The organism is Rhizobium sp. ZPR4 (assembly GCF_040215725.1).
Lineage (GTDB): Bacteria > Pseudomonadota > Alphaproteobacteria > Rhizobiales > Rhizobiaceae > Rhizobium > Rhizobium rhizogenes_D.
Map to the genome: position 1 here is coordinate 2,215,306 of NZ_CP157967.1, position 14,808 is coordinate 2,230,113.

A 14,808-nucleotide genomic window follows, 5' to 3' on the forward strand; every position below is an offset into this window, starting at 1 on the left:
CTCAGCTCCCGCGATAGGTGGAATAGCCATAGGGCGAAATCAGCAGCGGCACATGGTAATGCGCCATCGTGTCGGCGATGCCAAACCGGATCGGCACAAGATCGAGGAAAGCCGGCTCCGGCAGCTTGGTGCCGCTGGCACGCAGATAGTCTCCAGCGCGGAACAGCAATTCATAGGTGCCAGCGACGAAACTGTCGTCGATCAGGATGGGACCGCCATCCACGCGCCCATCGGCATTGGTCGTGACCATCTTCAAGTGCGTGCGGGCGTCGCCTTCGATCCTGAAGAGATCGATCACCAGGCCTTCGGCCGGCTTGCCGAGAGCAGTATCGAGCACATGAGTGGTCAGTCCGGTCATAGCGTTGGTGCTCCAATAATGAAGGGCGTCTCGAAGAAATATTCCTCGAGATTGTTTCCCGGCCCATCGCGATCCACGATAAGGAAATCGCTCTGCTCGTCGAGCGCCATCAGCGGAAAATGCCAGACATTGACCCGGTAATTCACGCCCTGGTCGCCTCGCGCCAGGAAAACCTGCGGCCGACCCGGCTTGCCGCCATCATCCTCTGCAACAACGACGAGGAACGGCCGGCCGTTCAGCGGCACGAAGCACTGGCTGCCGAAAGGATGGCGCTCCATCATGTCGATCGAGAAGGGAAAGGCGCGCGGCTGGCCGCGAAAGAGATTCAGGATCACCCGCGCCCCGTCTCCGGCAGCTTCGGCATTCGACAATGCATGGAAACGCTCGGTCGTGCCACCGTTGATATATCGCATGGTTGCAGGATCGGCCTCGATCACATCGCCGAAGGGTGCGAACGTGGCCTTTGTCAAAGGAAGGATGTCTAGATGCTGTGTCATTGACTGATTATTCGCCTTCCGCTCGCCAATGGCGAATGGAGTCCAGTTGCAGGAGCAACTCCGGAAGAGATTTGTGGGCGATGTCCCACAGGGCCGTCAACTCGATGTCGACATACCCTTGCGCAATCCGATTCCGGAAGTCCTGCATCACATGCCAAGGCAGCTCCGGATGGTCAACGACAAACTCCGGATATTCCTCCGCAATGCGCGCGGCCGCCTCGCCGACCAGCAGGAGATTCATGCCGATGGCGCGCTGTTTTTCGACAGTCTTGAGAAATGCGGCTTGATCGATTCCCTGAAGAAATTGACACGCTTCGAAGGCAGCCCGCTGCATGCGATCCAGATACGTGATCAGCCGATCCAAACTCATGCCGGCTTCACTTCGCAGACGATGCACAATGTCTTCGCACCACGCCGCCCGGCGTTACCTGTCGTCCATTCGCTTCTGTCCATGAACAATGCTTTCCACCGCCTCATCGCAGCATCCCACCATCGGATACTAGGCCATGAGTGCGCTGAAAAACAACGTTTACGTTCCAGGGGAAATTTGCGCGAAAGCGCGGATAGGAAAGAGGCGGCCCGCAGGCCGCGCATCAGGCTTCGGGAAGCATGGACTGCAGGCGCAAAAGAGCGATCTTCTCGACCTGAGCGGCGGCCGTCGCAAATTCAGCATCCCGACCATTGCCGATCCGGGTTTCGAAGGCTGCGAGAATATCGTCCTTGCCGAGTCCCTTGACTGCGATGATGAAGGGAAAACCGAACTTGGTCACATAGGCCGAATTGAGCTCGGTAAATCGGGCATGCTCCTCGGGGCTCAGCCGATCGAGCCCGGCCCCGGCCTGCTCCTTGCGACTATCCTCGGTCAGTTGGCCGGCAATCGCCAGCCGGCCCGCAAGATCAGGGTGAGCCTGCAGAACGCCAAGCCGCTCCGCCTCGCTGGCAGCGCGGAAGGCCCGCGCCAGGGCTGAATGTACGCCGCCTGAGGTCAATGGTTCGGCGATAGCGCCCTGATCATAGGCGCGCTCAGCGACAAAAGGCGAATGTTCGAAGACGCCGCCGAAGCGGCCGACAAAATCGTCCCGCGAGATCATATCAGCGCGCGCCTCCAGGAAGGTGATTCTCATACCAGTGGTTGGCGATCTCGATCCGCTTCGGGATCCACACCTTATCGTGCTTCTGCACATATTCGATGAACCGCCGCAGTGCAGCGGCGCGGCCAGGACGACCGACAAGGCGGCAATGCAAACCCACGGACATCATCTTCGGGCTGCCTTGCTTGCCCTCTTCATAGAGCGTGTCGAAGGCATCCTTGAGATAGGTGAAGAACTGGTCGCCCGAATTGAAACCCTGCGGCGTCGCAAAGCGCATATCGTTGGTTTCGAGCGTATAGGGGATGATCAGGAACGGCTTGCCGTTCAGACCATCGACCCAGAAGGGCAGATCATCGGCATAGGAATCGGAGGAATAGAGGAAACCGCCCTCCTCCATCACGAGCCGCAGCGTATTATCGGACGGCTTGCCCTGGTACATGCCGTAGGGCCGCTCGCCGGTGAGTTCGGTATGTAGCCGCACGGCCTCGAGAATGTGCTTGCGCTCCAGATCCTCTGAAAAGTCCTTATATTCCAGCCAGCGATAGCCGTGGCTGGCAATTTCCCAGCCGGCTTCCTTCATGGCGGCAACCGCTTCCGGGTTGCGGGCCATGGCAAGCGTCACGCCATAGACGGTCGCCTGCACCTTGAGTTCGGTGAACATGCGCCATAGCCGCCAAAAGCCGGCGCGCGAACCATATTCATAGATCGATTCCATGTTGAGATTGCGCTGGTTCGGCCATGAAGCCGCCCCGACGATCTCGGAGAGCAGGTTTTCAGAGCTGGCATCACCGTCGAGAATGCAGCTTTCCCCACCCTCTTCATAGTTGATCACGAATTGCACGGCGACGCGTGCGTCGCCAGGCCATTTCGGGTCCGGCGTATTGCGGCCGTAGCCGATGAGATTACGGGGATAGATTTCCGACATTAGATGCACCTTCTCTGATCGAGGAACGGTAGCATCCATGCCGGGAAAGTCGAGACGGAAACTGGGAAAATCACTTTCGCTTCAAAGCGAGGTATTGGCGCGCGCCAGTCGCCAATCTAGGCGATCTTGCGGGCGCTGACCTTTCCCATCGGATGCAGCGAGTGCACACGGAAAGGACCGCCCGCCCCGTCTTCCATCATAAGCGCGATATTGGCTACGGGAACGGGCGCAGCCAGGGCCGGCTCGAAGAATTCGCGCAAAGCACGCTCGATGCGCACCATGTCGGCGGGGCTAACCGTGCCCGTCAGCATCATCTGGAAGCGGAACTCGTCCATGACATGCGGATGCCCCCAGCGATGCAGATTGGCAAATTGCGTCGCCGACAGGCTATCCGGATCGATGCGCTCGATTTCCGCTTCGCTCAGGGGAGCCCTGTATTGATCGAAGGTCTGCACCAGCGATGCCGCCAGGAAATGCATCTGCTGGCTTGGCACGGAAGGAACGAGGCCTAGTGCACCGCCGAGCCGCGCGACCTCAAGCCTTGGAATTTCGAAGGGCGCAACCGTGCCGGAAAACCGCATCAGGTCGCGCAGCAGCGCTGCCTCTGACATATCTTCGGCCAGCCGGAACGGCGCCTTGAGCAAACCCATGAAGCCATAGCGGCGCGGAACTGCGGTGTAGAAAGCGATCTCGTGGATGCCGAGCCCGCGGATCGCAGGCGGGTCGACCATCTCGCCAGAATAGACGTTGCGGCCGAGCCAATTCGCCGCCACAAGCGTCAGCGGATCACTCGCAGACGGTGTGAAGCAAATGGCATACCGCATAAAATTCCTCCAGGGCGTAACATCAGGCGGACCGAACCGGCACCGATGGCCAAGGAGATAGGTGATTTGCGTGACAGATTGACGACCCGAAAGAGGCGTAAATTCACGTTTTATGTGAAATGACTGAAATATGACTTGCTAAAGTGAAACTCTGCGGCAACTTGAAGCAACCGGGCGCGCCCGCCGCCTCCCGCACGGCTGCCTCTGCCAGCCGATGCGCCAGCCCAAAGCTCACCTTGAAGCCACCCGTCAGCGCAATCAACGCGGGGTGATCGGGATGCGCACCCACCATCGGATCGCGGTCCACGGCCTTTGGACGCAGGCCCGCCCAGCGCTCGACCACCTCCGCACCGGCAAGCACCGGCGCCATGGCACGTGCCGCTGCAAGCAGATCGTCGAGTTGCCCATCGGTCGACAGGGGATTGTCGAACCGATTCTCACTCGTGCTGCCGACCGCGACCAAACCATTCTCATGCGGGACGATATAGAGGCCATCACGGAAGATAACGGGCAAGCCACCGCCGACATCGGCCTTCAGCATCGCCGCCTGTCCCTTGACCGCTTGGCCGAGCGAGGCTTTGCGTCCCTCCGTCAATTCATCAAGGATTGGAAACGAGCGGTAGCCGGCCGAAAGGATGCAACGGCCGAAGCGAATGTCGCCCTCATTCGTGCGTACCAGACCTTTGTCCGGGTCGATGCTGTCGACGGCAACGCCCTCGGCGAGCCGGACGTGCCGCGCCCCGGCCAGAAATTTGCAAAGCACCTCCAGTAAAGCGCGGGGAGCGACGCGCGCGGCCAGGGTATCGTAGACAAATCCGCTTTCAGCGAGCGAAGGCTCGATCCAGCCCTCGACAGGTGCAGCATTTAGCACATGCCAATGAAACCGGCGCGCGCCATGCCGCCAATGCGTTTCCGCATCTTGGGAATGACCAAGCGCGATCTGCCTCAGATGCGGCTTCGGCAACGGAATGAGGCGACCGGCGCGACGATAGCCTGCCGAAAGCCCGGTCTCCGCCTCCAAGATCGCAATCTCCTCCTCCAGCGCGACAAGCGCGTCGAACTGAAACTGCTTCTTCTCCGACCATTTATCCGGCATATGCGGCATCAGCGCGCCGAGCAGGCCGCCGCTCGCCCCTTGTCCGAATTGGCCGGCGTCAACGAGCAGCGACCGAATGCCAAGGCGCTCGGCACGAACGGCGGCCCACAGGCCCATAATCCCGCCCCCAACGATCAGCAGATCGACGGACGATTGACCGGCAGGTCTCAGAGGATTATCGGCTCTTTCCATGACAGATCCAGTTTCCGATCGGACCGCAGCGTCCGAAACCAATGCGGCAAGCCCGGAGCTCGAATGGCGCGACGGCGATATGCCCTATTCGACCGCATTTGGCGACCATTTTTATTGCCAGACGGACGGTAGGCTGGAATGCGGCCACGTCTTTCTGTCCGGCAATCGCCTGCCCGACCGCTGGCAGGGTCGGCAAGATTTTCTCATTGGCGAACTCGGTTTCGGCACCGGCCTGAACTTCTGCGAGACCTGGCGCCAATGGCGGCAGCTGGCCGCTCCGGGTGCGAACCTGCACTTCATGTCCTTCGAACTCTACCCCATGCGGGCCGAAGAGATCGACCGCGCGCTGTCGCACTGGCCCGAAATCGACGGCGAGCGCCGGGCGCTTGCCGCCGCCTGGCCGGACCACCCACAGGGTGTCGTGTCGCTGAAGCTCGGTGCGAATACGCGCCTCAGCGTCGTCTGCGGGCCGGCCCTTGAAGGCGTGCGCGACGCCCGGCCGGGCTTCGATGCCTGGTATCTCGATGGCTTCGCACCGTCGCGCAACGCCGACATGTGGTCGCCGGAACTGATGCAGACGCTCTACGACAAGACGGTTCCGAACGGCACCTTCGCCACCTATGCAGCCGCCGGCTTCGTACGGCGAAACCTGCAAGCCGCCGGATTTATCGTGGAGCGGCGCCAAGGCTTTGCTGGCAAGCGCGAAATGCTTTGCGGCCTCAAGCAGGCCTGAGCCCGGCGCTCAAGTACCGAGCCAGGCGTCAGCATCTTAAGGGCTCAGATGAGCTCACCAAGATGCTGACGAACCCATTTGGCCTCTTCCGAGGCCGTCCGCCGGAAGTGCCGTTTGAAGTCCCGACTGAACTGAGCGGGGCTGACGTAGCCGACCGACGCCGCCACCTCCGCAATCGTCCCGCTTTGACGCGCGATCATCAACCGCGCCTCGTGAAGCCGCATCGCCTTCACATATTGGATCGGACTGCTGCCCGTCAGGGCCTTGAAATGGACGTGATAGGAGGGAACGCTCATCCCCGCTTCACGCGCCAGCGCGGCAACCGAAATCTCGGAACTGTAGGTTTCACGCAATCGGGTCAGGCTTTGCACGATCTTCCCGGAAACGCCCTGTTGCTGAAGGGCTGAGATCATCGCGCCGCCCTGCGGGCCGACGAGGACCCGGTAGTGCAGTTCGCGCAATATGCCGGCGCCCAGAACCGCAAGCTCGACGGGATCGCGCAGCGCCCGCAGCAAACGCAGCACGACATCCTCGATCATCGGCTCCATCCTGCTCGATATCAGGCTTCTCACTGCACCGGCCACTGGTTCGGACTGCCTCGCCCCCAAGTCAGAGGCGATCTCGGCAGCGAGAAGCATGTCGAACTCGAGATAAACAGCAAGCAAAGGGCGTTCTGCGCTGGCTGACGATTCCATCCGGAACGGAACGGGCACCGACACGGCCAGATAATGCTCCTCATCGTAGAGATAGATCTCGCCTTCCAGCATGCCCTGCTTTCGGCCTTGCAGAACGAATACCGCGCCCGGCTTGTAGAGCACGGGGACATCGCAAAGGACCGCCTCTGTTCTGAGAATGCGGACTCCGGCAAGCGCCGTCGGATTGTATCCCTGACCGGGCGCAAGAAGTCCCGCCAGCTCCACCAACTCCCGGCGCCTCGACCCTTCGTCTTTCTGTTTCATAGGATTTGGCAAGATACTCATAGTTTTCGCGATCGCTGACGGCAGTCTGAAAGATTATCAGTCATGACTATCGACCAATCAAGAAGAGAACACCAATCATGTCACAGAAGACCTTCTTCATCACCGGCGCGAACTCCGGCTTCGGCTTCGCGATCGCAGCCGCCGCGAGCAGCCAGGGCCATAAGGTTATCGGCACTGTCCGCTCGGAACAGTCACAGGCGGCATTCGAGGAACGCTTGCCGATGGCACGGTCCATCCTGTGCGATGTGACGGAATTCGACCGGATTGCAGACGTCGTCCGACAGGCCGAAGACGACCATGGGCCTGTCGACGTGCTGATCAACAATGCCGGCTACGGTCACGAGGGAATCCTCGAGGAGTCGCCTCTCGAAGAAATGCGCCGCCAGTTCGACGTGAACGTCTTCGGCGCCGTTGCGGTCGCAAAGGCCTTCCTGCCGCGCTTCCGCGAAAGACGTAGCGGCTTCATCGTCAACGTCACCTCCATGGGCGGCATGATCACCATGCCCGGAATCGCCTATTACTGCGGAAGCAAGTTCGCCCTTCAGGGCATTTCCGAAGTCATGCGCGCGGAAATGGCGCCATTCGGCGTTCGTGTCACCGCCCTTTGCCCCGGCTCCTTCCGGACCGACTGGGCCGGACGCTCGATGGTCCGGAGCGAGCGATCAATCACGGACTATGATGCGCTGTTCGACCCGATCCGGCAGGCGCGGCAATCCAAAAGCGGCAAGCAACTCGGCGATCCCGACAAGCTCGCCGCAGCCGTTCTGGGCCTGATCGAATCCGACGCTCCGCCGCCGCAGCTCCTGCTCGGCAGCGATGCTCTTGGATTTGTGTCGGGCAGAATCGAGAGCCTCAAGCAGGAGATCGAAGCATGGAAATCCGTTACCGTTTCGACCGATGGCTGAGAGCGCCGACCTTCGCAATGGCGGGAAGCCGCCATCCAGCCTTGCACCCTGTCTATCGATCTGAACCCTGGTTCTTGGAGCGATCCGCCTGGAAAGCGGTATCGCCCAGATAGCGCTGGATCTTCGTTTCGAGAAGTTCGGGGCTGATCGGCTTGGACATGCAATCGTCCATGCCCGACTGCATGCATGTGATGCGATCGACATCCAGCGCCTGCGCCATGACCCCGACGATGGGCACATGCCACCCCTGCCCGGCCTGAGTTTCGAACTGCCGGATCATACGGGTCGCCTGATGACCATTCATGACTGGCATGGATACATCCATGAGGATCAACGACGGCCGCAATTGACGCCATGCGTCCACGGCTGCCTGGCCGTTCTCCACAACCAGGAACCGCAGGCCGGTGGCCTGCAGGATCTGCGTGAAGACGATCTGGTTCACTTCGTTGTCCTCGGCCACGAGGACGTCGATGGCATTGCCGGGTTTGGCTTGCGTCATCCGATCGGTGGCCTCGATCGCGGCTGCAGCTTCCGTCTCTATCGGAAGCCGACGTTCAACGGGAGCCGATCGCTCCCCCAGTTTCTTCCGTCGCGATGCGCGCACGACATCGATGATCGTGCCGCGCAGCACATTGGCGCGCACAGGCTTCATCAGATGCGCCTGGCCATTGACGGCGGCGAACTCCCTGTCGCAGCCAGCGACGCCCATCGACGTCAGGAACACGATCGGCAGCGTATCGAAACGCGGATCGGCGCGCACCGCGCTCGCGACCTGATAGCCATTCATGCCGGGCATGCTGTAGTCGACGATGATCGCATCGACCGATACGCCCATATCGAAGGCAGCATCCAGAATGGCGAGCGCGGTCTTGCCATCCTCGGCGACATGCCCGTCAAAACCCCATTGCGCCAACTGTTCGGTCAAGATGCGCCGATGGATCGCATCGTCTTCCACGATCAGGACTCGGGCATCCCTCACATTGGCCGGCAGCTCCGCGACTTTGCCGCGCGCGGCAACCAATGGCATCGGCAGATGGACCGTGAAGACTGATCCTCTGCCCCATTCGCTCGCCACCGACAGCGAGCCACCGAAAAGATCGACGAGGCCGGCCGTGATGGCAAGCCCCAAGCCCGATCCCTCAAGCCGGCGCGCAAAGGAAGAATCCGCCAGCGAGAACTTGTCGAAGATCGTATCGAGCTTTTCGTCGGGAATGCCGATGCCCGTATCTTCGACACGGAGGACGAGCAATACGGTGTCGCCCGGAGCCGGCTGGCTGTCCAACTCCGCCAGCACATGACCACGCTCGGTGAACTTGATCGCATTGCCGACGAGATTGGTCACGATCTGCCGAAAACGGCCGGCGTCACCGAGCATCCCTGCCGGTACGCCGGGAGCGATGCGCACCATCAGCTGGATATTCTTTTCCGATGCCGCCGCCGCCAGCAGGGTCGCAATATCCTCGACGGCCTCGGCAGGATCGAATGCCATCTTGCGCAGATGCATTTCGCCGGTATCGATGCGGGAAAAATCGAGAATATCGTTGATGATGGTCAGCAGCGCATTGCCCGATTTGACGATGATATCGACGAAGGTCTTTTGCCGCGCATCGAGATCGGTCTTGCCGAGCAGTTCCGCCATGCCGAGAACGCCGTTCATCGGCGTGCGGATTTCATGACTCATATGGGTCAGAAACTCGGATTTCGCCCGGTCCGCAGCATTGCTGCGCGCCAGAAGCAACTGCAAATCCGCCTCGCGCTCCTTCATCTCGGTAACGTCGGTCAGCACCACCGTCCAGCGACGATGCTCGCCGATGGCGGCGTCGAGCTGCATCCAGCGGTCGCCGGTGATCTGGAACACGCAGGAGATCGGCTTGCCGGCCGCAATGCTTTCTCCCCATGAGGTCCGCACCGCCTCGGCATCATCGCCGAAATCACCACGTTTCCCGCAGTAATCGAACGCGGCAGACCAGTCTTTGCCGACTTCCAGAAGCTCCGCCGGCAGCTTCAGCATAGTCTTCAGCCGGTCGTTGGCGAGCATGATCGCGCCGTCCTGGACGATCAGCAACCCCTGGGACATGGCCTGCATGGCATCGGCCATGAGCTCGCCGAGACGCTCCAGCGCCAGCCGGGTCTCGGTGATCTCCTGGAATTGCTGCTTGACGGAGGAAATATCCGTGTAGGACATCAGCGTCCGGCCGTTGGAAATGCGACGGGCGTCGATGATGACCGACTTGCCATCGGCAAAATTCATCTCCGTCTGCAGATGCTCACCTGCCTTGCGCAGTGCCGCCAGACGTTCCTGATAGATGTCGTCGATGCTGCGGCCGTCGAACCCGAAACGCGCCAGTTCATAGTGCTTGGCGATGAGATCCCGATAGGGGCGGCCTTCAAAGCGATCGTCCTTCGAGAACTCCCAAATGTCATAGAAGGCGTCATTGACGTATTCCACGATGTAGTCGCTGTCGTGGATCAGGACACCGATCGGCATCGAGCGAAGAATGTTGTCCAGATCCTGATGCAGCGTCTTGGCAGGCGCTTCAAGAAACACACCGAAAATATAAACGCGGTCTTCCGAAGGGGAAAAACTCTCGATCTGGATGCGCGAGCGCTGGCGCCCCGACGCATCGAAGCACAGCGCCACCTCCTCCGAACCGAAAACCAGCGCGCGGCGCTCCCTGTCCTCTATGTCGGCACTTTCGCCGGCGTCCAGGAGGTCATGGCTGCGATTGCCGATGAAATCGGAAATATCGTGCGCGAAAAACCGCGCATAGGCATCGTTGACGGCAACGTAACGAAGCTCGCTGTTCTTGATGTAGGCGGGCCTGTCCAGACTGGCGATCCGGCGGCACGCTATGTCAAGCAGTTCACCGTCCAGGGTCAAACGGAGCCTCTCTTTTCACCGCGCATGATAGTTCACGAAACGACGCTCTAGCATGATTGGCTTTAACAAGGCGTTAACCATGTTTAACCATCGCTCCGACGTCGCGTTCAGACTATGCGCTATCCTATAACGGTCATGTCTTGGTCGCAAACGACGGCGGCACATCGGGGGAAACTCTGCCAAGAATCCGTCAACGGATAATTGGGAGCGAGCGCCATGAGCGACGAAGGAAGCCTGACCTTGAACGAAGCGCAGATCGCAACGGCGACGGGCGAACGGCGGCGGCGGGCCGGGGGGCGCGGAGCTGAACGCAGCCGCAAATCGAACGGCACGAAGTACCTCAATCTCGTCAACAATCTCGCTCGCACGGAACTGCTGTCGCCCGAAGCGCTTGACGATATTCACGAGGCATCGCTGACCATCCTCGAAGAGATCGGCATGGATATCATCCTGCCGGAAGCGCGCGAGCGCATGAAGGCAGCGGGCGCCGATGTCACGCCAGGCAAGGAACGCGTGCGCTTCGATCGCAACATGATCATGGAGCTGATCGCTTCCGTTCCTTCGACCTTCACGCTGCATGCGCGCAATCCACTCAGAAACGTTGAGATCGGCGGCCGCAATCTCGTTTTCGCGCAGGTTGCCTCCGCCCCCTTCGTTGCCGACCGCGAAGGCGGCAGAAGAGCCGGCAATCAGGAGGATTTCCGCAAGCTCATCAAGCTTGCCCAGTCTTTCGACGTCACCCACATGACTGGCGGCTATCCGGTTGAACCCATCGATATCCATGCCTCGGTGCGCCATCTCGACTGCCTCTCCGATATCGTGAAGCTCACCGACAAGGCTTTCCACTGCTATTCGCTCGGTAAGCAGCGCAATCTGGATGCCATCGAGATCGCCCGCATCGGCCGCGGCATCAGTATGGAACAGATGGAGCGCGAACCCTCGCTCTTCACCATCATCAACTCCTCTTCGCCGCTGCGTCTCGACGGACCGATGCTGCAGGGCATCATCGAAATGTCGTCGCGCGGCCAGGTGGTGGTGGTAACGCCGTTCACGCTAGCGGGCGCAATGGCGCCGGTAACGATCGCCGGCGCGCTGGTGCAGCAGAATGCCGAAGCGCTCTGCGGCATCGCCTTCACGCAGATGGTGCGCAAGGGCGCGCCGGTCATGTATGGCGGCTTTACCTCCAATGTCGATATGAAGACAGGCGCGCCCGCTTTCGGCACGCCGGAATATATGAAGGCCGTGATTGCCGGCGGCCAGCTCGCCCGCCGCTACGGCATCCCCTATCGCACCTCCAACACGAATGCTTCGAATACGCTCGATGCCCAGGCCGCCTACGAATCGGCGCTGTCACTCTGGGCGCTGACGCAGGGCGGCGGCAATTTCGTGCTGCATGCGGCCGGTTGGAGCGAGGGCGGGCTTACCGCCTCCTTCGAAAAATTCATCCTCGATGTCGACATGCTGCAGATGGTCGCGGAATTCCTGACGCCGCTCGATGTCAGCGCCGATGCGCTGGCGCTGGATGCCGTGCGCGATGTCGGCCCCGGCGGCCACTATTTCGGCACGGCGCACACACTTGCCCGCTACGAAACCGCCTTCTATTCGCCGATTCTCTCGGACTGGCGCAACAACGAAACCTGGACGGAAGCCGGGCGGCCCACAACTTACGATCACGCCAACCGCGTCTACAAGGAAACGCTGGCGCGTTATGAACGCCCCCCGCTCGATCCGGCAATCGAGGAAGAGCTCGATGCCTTTGTCGCCAGGCGTAAGGCAGAGGGCGGCGTTCCCACCGATTTCTAGTTGAAAACAAAGGGCTTTTACGCCTCAAATCATGAACGAAATTTAATGTCGCGGCCCACTTTTTAGCCGCGACTTCGCCCCCTTTCGCACGCAACGTCTAATCGGCTTCGGCTGGGAGCCCCGTGTTTTTTTGGGAAAGGGATGTCAATGTCTGTGCTTCGCACATTAACGACGGCCGGTTTGATCGCGCTGACGCTTGGCAGCGCCGCCGCCGTAACCACCACCACTGCCAGTGCCTCCGATCGCGGCGCCTTCTTCGGCGGTCTTGCCGCGGGTGTCGTCGGCGGCGCCTTGGTAGCCGGGGCCGCGCGGCCGGCCTACCCGGCTTATTATCCGGCCTATCCTGCCTACTACGACGGCCCGGTTTATGAACGGGTCTATGTGCGCCCCTATCCCAGCTGCTACTGGGCATGGCGCCATGACGGCTGGGGCCGGCCCTATCGTGTCGAAGTCTGCCGTTAAGGCTCGTAATCGCTACACCGCCCGTTCGGAGCCCTATAAGATTTCAGATGCTGCCGGTTTTCCGGCGGCATTTTCGTCTGCCTGTTGAAAAGCTTTCGCCCACACCCCTTGACATTGGCGGCATTTAAGACCAAATGCGCTCCAGCTTTCACCTTCCGGCCGCCGCGTGAGCGTGCCCTGCGGGACAATCTGTACGCAAGAGAAGGACAAAAGCGCTTTTATGAATGAGGCCGCGCCAAGCGCTGCGGCCGGATGCGCTGGAAAGCTATTTCCAACTTACAAGTTCCCACTTCACGCGGGGTTCTTGACGCCAGAGACAGACCGGACCGCATGGTGCGACCCGGCCTATTTGCTTTGGCGCCCCCGAAAGGTATTGAATTGACCGATTTTAACTCGCTTGGTCTCTCCAAGCAGATCGTCGATACGCTGTCGCAGAACAACTTCGCGACGCCGACACCAATCCAGGCACAGGCCATCCCGCTTGTTCTCCAGGGCCGCGATCTCATCGGCCTCGCCCAGACCGGCACCGGCAAGACGGCCGCATTCGGCCTGCCGATCATCGAAATGCTGTTGAAGGAGGCCAAGCGCCCCGACAACCGCACCGTCCGCACCCTGATCCTCGCTCCGACCCGCGAGCTGGTGAACCAGATCGCCGACAACCTCAAGCTCTTCGTCCGCAAGTCGCCGCTGCGCATTAACCTCGTAGTCGGCGGCGCGTCGATCAACAAGCAGCAGCTTCAGCTCGAGCGCGGCACCGATATCCTCGTCGCCACCCCCGGCCGCCTTCTTGACCTCATCAATCGCCGCGCCCTCTCGCTCGGCCATGTCACCCATCTCGTCCTCGACGAAGCCGACCAGATGCTCGATCTCGGCTTCATCCACGACCTGCGAAAGATCGCCAAGCTTGTTCCGGCCAAGCGCCAGACCCTGCTGTTTTCGGCCACCATGCCGAAGGCAATCGCCGATCTCGCTTCCGACTACCTGAGCAATCCGGTCAAGGTCGAAGTTTCGCCTCCGGGCAAGGCAGCCGACAAGGTGGAGCAGTATGTCCACTTCGTTGCCGGCCAGAACCACAAGACCGAGATCCTCAAGGAAACGATCTCCGCCAATCCGGACGGCCGCGCCATCGTCTTCCTGCGCACCAAGCATGGCGCCGAGAAGCTGATGAAGCATCTCGATCACGTCGGCTTCGCCGCTGCATCCATCCACGGCAACAAGAGCCAGGGCCAGCGCGAGCGCGCGCTCAAGGGTTTCCGTGACGGTGAGGTCCGCGTTCTCGTCGCCACCGACGTCGCCGCCCGCGGCATCGATATCCCCGGCGTTTCGCATGTCTACAACTTCGACCTGCCAGAAGTTCCAGACGCCTATGTCCATCGCATCGGCCGCACCGCGCGCGCCGGCCGCGACGGCATCGCGATCGCTTTCTGCGCGCCGGATGAAATCCGCTTGCTGCGCGACATCGAGCGCCTGATGGGCATCGAGATTGCCGTCGCCAGCGGCGAAGCTCCGGCCGATCGCGGCCGTCCCGTTCGCGGCAAGGGTCGCGGCGGCCAGGGTAATGGTAATCACGGCAATGGCGGTCAGGGCAGAGGCCAGAACGGCCAGGGACGCGAGCGCGGCGAAGGCCGCCCGCAACGTCCGGCCCGTCGTCCGTTCTTTGACAGCGAAGGCGGTGAAGCCCGCGGTCAGAACGGCGAGCGTCAGGAACGCCGCCCACGCAACGATCGTCCGCAGCGCGAAAACAATCGCAATGCCGACTTCCGCGGCCAACGCCGCAACGAGCCGACGCCGCGTCCGGAACCCGACAACGATCTCGTCTCGACCTCGGACTTCCGTCCCGCTCGCAAGCAGCAGCACAACGGCCAGGCCAATGGCAATGCCGGCGCCCATGAGGGCGGTGCCCATCGCGGTCAGCGCCATTCCCATGGCCGCCCTGCAGGCCGCCACAACGAAGAACGCGGCGCCCAGGGCGAACAGCGCAATGGCGGCAACGGCCGCATGCGCCGCCGCGGCCCCGGCAACGGCGGTCAGCGCCGCGAGCGTGCCTGATAAAGTTAGAGG

At 61.1% G+C, this 14,808-nt stretch carries 14 protein-coding genes; 5 read left to right on the plus strand and 9 right to left on the minus strand.

The window, feature by feature from the left end:
- Position 1: 1 nt before the first annotated feature.
- The 7 genes from uraH to ABOK31_RS10900 form a co-directional block, all read right to left on the minus strand.
- Entirely contained in the window at positions 2-358 is a 357-nt protein-coding gene (gene uraH / locus ABOK31_RS10870) for a hydroxyisourate hydrolase (RefSeq protein ID WP_349956029.1), read from the minus strand.
- On the minus strand, positions 355-855 hold the full coding sequence (locus ABOK31_RS10875) for an ureidoglycolate lyase (RefSeq protein ID WP_349956031.1): 501 nt from the start codon (positions 853-855) through the stop codon (positions 355-357). Before ABOK31_RS10875 ends, uraH begins: the two co-directional genes overlap by 4 nt.
- A gap of 7 nt (positions 856-862) precedes the next feature.
- Entirely contained in the window at positions 863-1,225 is a 363-nt protein-coding gene (locus ABOK31_RS10880) for a HepT-like ribonuclease domain-containing protein (RefSeq protein WP_349956032.1), read from the minus strand.
- A gap of 223 nt (positions 1,226-1,448) precedes the next feature.
- The gene (gene uraD, locus ABOK31_RS10885; protein WP_349956033.1) at positions 1,449-1,946 is read right to left on the minus strand and encodes a 2-oxo-4-hydroxy-4-carboxy-5-ureidoimidazoline decarboxylase; all 498 of its coding nucleotides are present in this window, start codon (positions 1,944-1,946) and stop codon (positions 1,449-1,451) included.
- 1 nt (position 1,947) lies between these two features.
- On the minus strand, positions 1,948-2,871 hold the full coding sequence (gene puuE / locus ABOK31_RS10890) for an allantoinase PuuE (RefSeq protein ID WP_349956034.1): 924 nt from the start codon (positions 2,869-2,871) through the stop codon (positions 1,948-1,950).
- A 116-nt stretch (positions 2,872-2,987) separates the two neighbouring features.
- The gene (locus ABOK31_RS10895; protein WP_349956036.1) at positions 2,988-3,695 is read right to left on the minus strand and encodes a DUF1045 domain-containing protein; all 708 of its coding nucleotides are present in this window, start codon (positions 3,693-3,695) and stop codon (positions 2,988-2,990) included.
- A 103-nt stretch (positions 3,696-3,798) separates the two neighbouring features.
- Positions 3,799-4,983, minus strand: coding sequence for an FAD-binding oxidoreductase (locus tag ABOK31_RS10900; RefSeq protein ID WP_349956037.1), 1,185 nt, complete (start codon positions 4,981-4,983; stop codon positions 3,799-3,801).
- On the opposite strand from ABOK31_RS10900, the gene mnmD reads away from it, so the two are divergent.
- Positions 4,982-5,716: a tRNA (5-methylaminomethyl-2-thiouridine)(34)-methyltransferase MnmD gene (gene mnmD / locus ABOK31_RS10905; protein WP_349956038.1), complete on the plus strand. Its 735-nt coding sequence runs from the start codon at positions 4,982-4,984 to the stop codon at positions 5,714-5,716. The two genes, ABOK31_RS10900 and mnmD, sit on opposite strands and share 2 nt — an antisense overlap.
- Before the next feature lie 44 nt (positions 5,717-5,760).
- Here the strand turns inward: mnmD and ABOK31_RS10910 are convergent, their stop codons facing one another.
- A complete protein-coding gene (locus tag ABOK31_RS10910) occupies positions 5,761-6,690 on the minus strand; it encodes an AraC family transcriptional regulator (protein WP_349958926.1) in 930 nt (309 codons plus the stop codon).
- An 83-nt stretch (positions 6,691-6,773) separates the two neighbouring features.
- Between ABOK31_RS10910 and ABOK31_RS10915 the strand changes: the two genes are divergently transcribed.
- Entirely contained in the window at positions 6,774-7,601 is an 828-nt protein-coding gene (locus tag ABOK31_RS10915; RefSeq protein ID WP_349956039.1) for an oxidoreductase, read from the plus strand.
- Between the two features lie 52 nt (positions 7,602-7,653).
- Here ABOK31_RS10915 and ABOK31_RS10920 read toward each other — a convergent pair whose 3' ends face one another.
- A complete protein-coding gene (locus ABOK31_RS10920; protein ID WP_349956040.1) occupies positions 7,654-10,482 on the minus strand; it encodes a response regulator in 2,829 nt (942 codons plus the stop codon).
- Between the two features lie 216 nt (positions 10,483-10,698).
- Here ABOK31_RS10920 and ABOK31_RS10925 point away from each other — a divergent pair, with 216 nt between their 5' ends.
- The 3 genes from ABOK31_RS10925 to ABOK31_RS10935 all read left to right on the plus strand — a co-directional run bounded on the left by ABOK31_RS10925 (position 10,699) and on the right by ABOK31_RS10935 (position 14,796).
- Positions 10,699-12,285, plus strand: a complete 1,587-nt coding sequence (locus tag ABOK31_RS10925) for a trimethylamine methyltransferase family protein (protein ID WP_349956041.1) — start codon at positions 10,699-10,701, stop codon at positions 12,283-12,285.
- A gap of 147 nt (positions 12,286-12,432) precedes the next feature.
- Positions 12,433-12,747 carry a hypothetical protein gene (locus tag ABOK31_RS10930; protein WP_095435501.1) on the plus strand — a complete coding sequence of 105 codons (315 nt, stop codon included), beginning with the start codon at positions 12,433-12,435 and terminating at the stop codon, positions 12,745-12,747.
- A gap of 330 nt (positions 12,748-13,077) precedes the next feature.
- Entirely contained in the window at positions 13,078-14,796 is a 1,719-nt protein-coding gene (locus ABOK31_RS10935; protein WP_349956042.1) for a DEAD/DEAH box helicase, read from the plus strand.
- Positions 14,797-14,808 lie beyond the last annotated feature (12 nt).

Bases quoted from the DNA above. Each gene is read 5' to 3' on its own strand.
- ABOK31_RS10895 (WP_349956036.1), bottom strand. From the start codon at position 3,695: ATGCGGTATGCCATTTGCTTCACACCGTCTGCGAGTGATCCGCTGACG.
- ABOK31_RS10915 (WP_349956039.1), top strand. From the start codon at position 6,774: ATGTCACAGAAGACCTTCTTCATCACCGGCGCGAACTCCGGCTTCGGC.
- mnmD (WP_349956038.1), top strand. From the start codon at position 4,982: ATGACAGATCCAGTTTCCGATCGGACCGCAGCGTCCGAAACCAATGCG.
- ABOK31_RS10900 (WP_349956037.1), bottom strand. From the start codon at position 4,983: ATGGAAAGAGCCGATAATCCTCTGAGACCTGCCGGTCAATCGTCCGTC.
- ABOK31_RS10925 (WP_349956041.1), top strand. From the start codon at position 10,699: ATGAGCGACGAAGGAAGCCTGACCTTGAACGAAGCGCAGATCGCAACG.
- uraH (WP_349956029.1), bottom strand. From the start codon at position 358: ATGACCGGACTGACCACTCATGTGCTCGATACTGCTCTCGGCAAGCCG.
- ABOK31_RS10880 (WP_349956032.1), bottom strand. From the start codon at position 1,225: ATGAGTTTGGATCGGCTGATCACGTATCTGGATCGCATGCAGCGGGCT.
- ABOK31_RS10930 (WP_095435501.1), top strand. From the start codon at position 12,433: ATGTCTGTGCTTCGCACATTAACGACGGCCGGTTTGATCGCGCTGACG.
- uraD (WP_349956033.1), bottom strand. From the start codon at position 1,946: ATGATCTCGCGGGACGATTTTGTCGGCCGCTTCGGCGGCGTCTTCGAA.
- ABOK31_RS10875 (WP_349956031.1), bottom strand. From the start codon at position 855: ATGACACAGCATCTAGACATCCTTCCTTTGACAAAGGCCACGTTCGCA.
- ABOK31_RS10935 (WP_349956042.1), top strand. From the start codon at position 13,078: ATGGTGCGACCCGGCCTATTTGCTTTGGCGCCCCCGAAAGGTATTGAA.
- puuE (WP_349956034.1), bottom strand. From the start codon at position 2,871: ATGTCGGAAATCTATCCCCGTAATCTCATCGGCTACGGCCGCAATACG.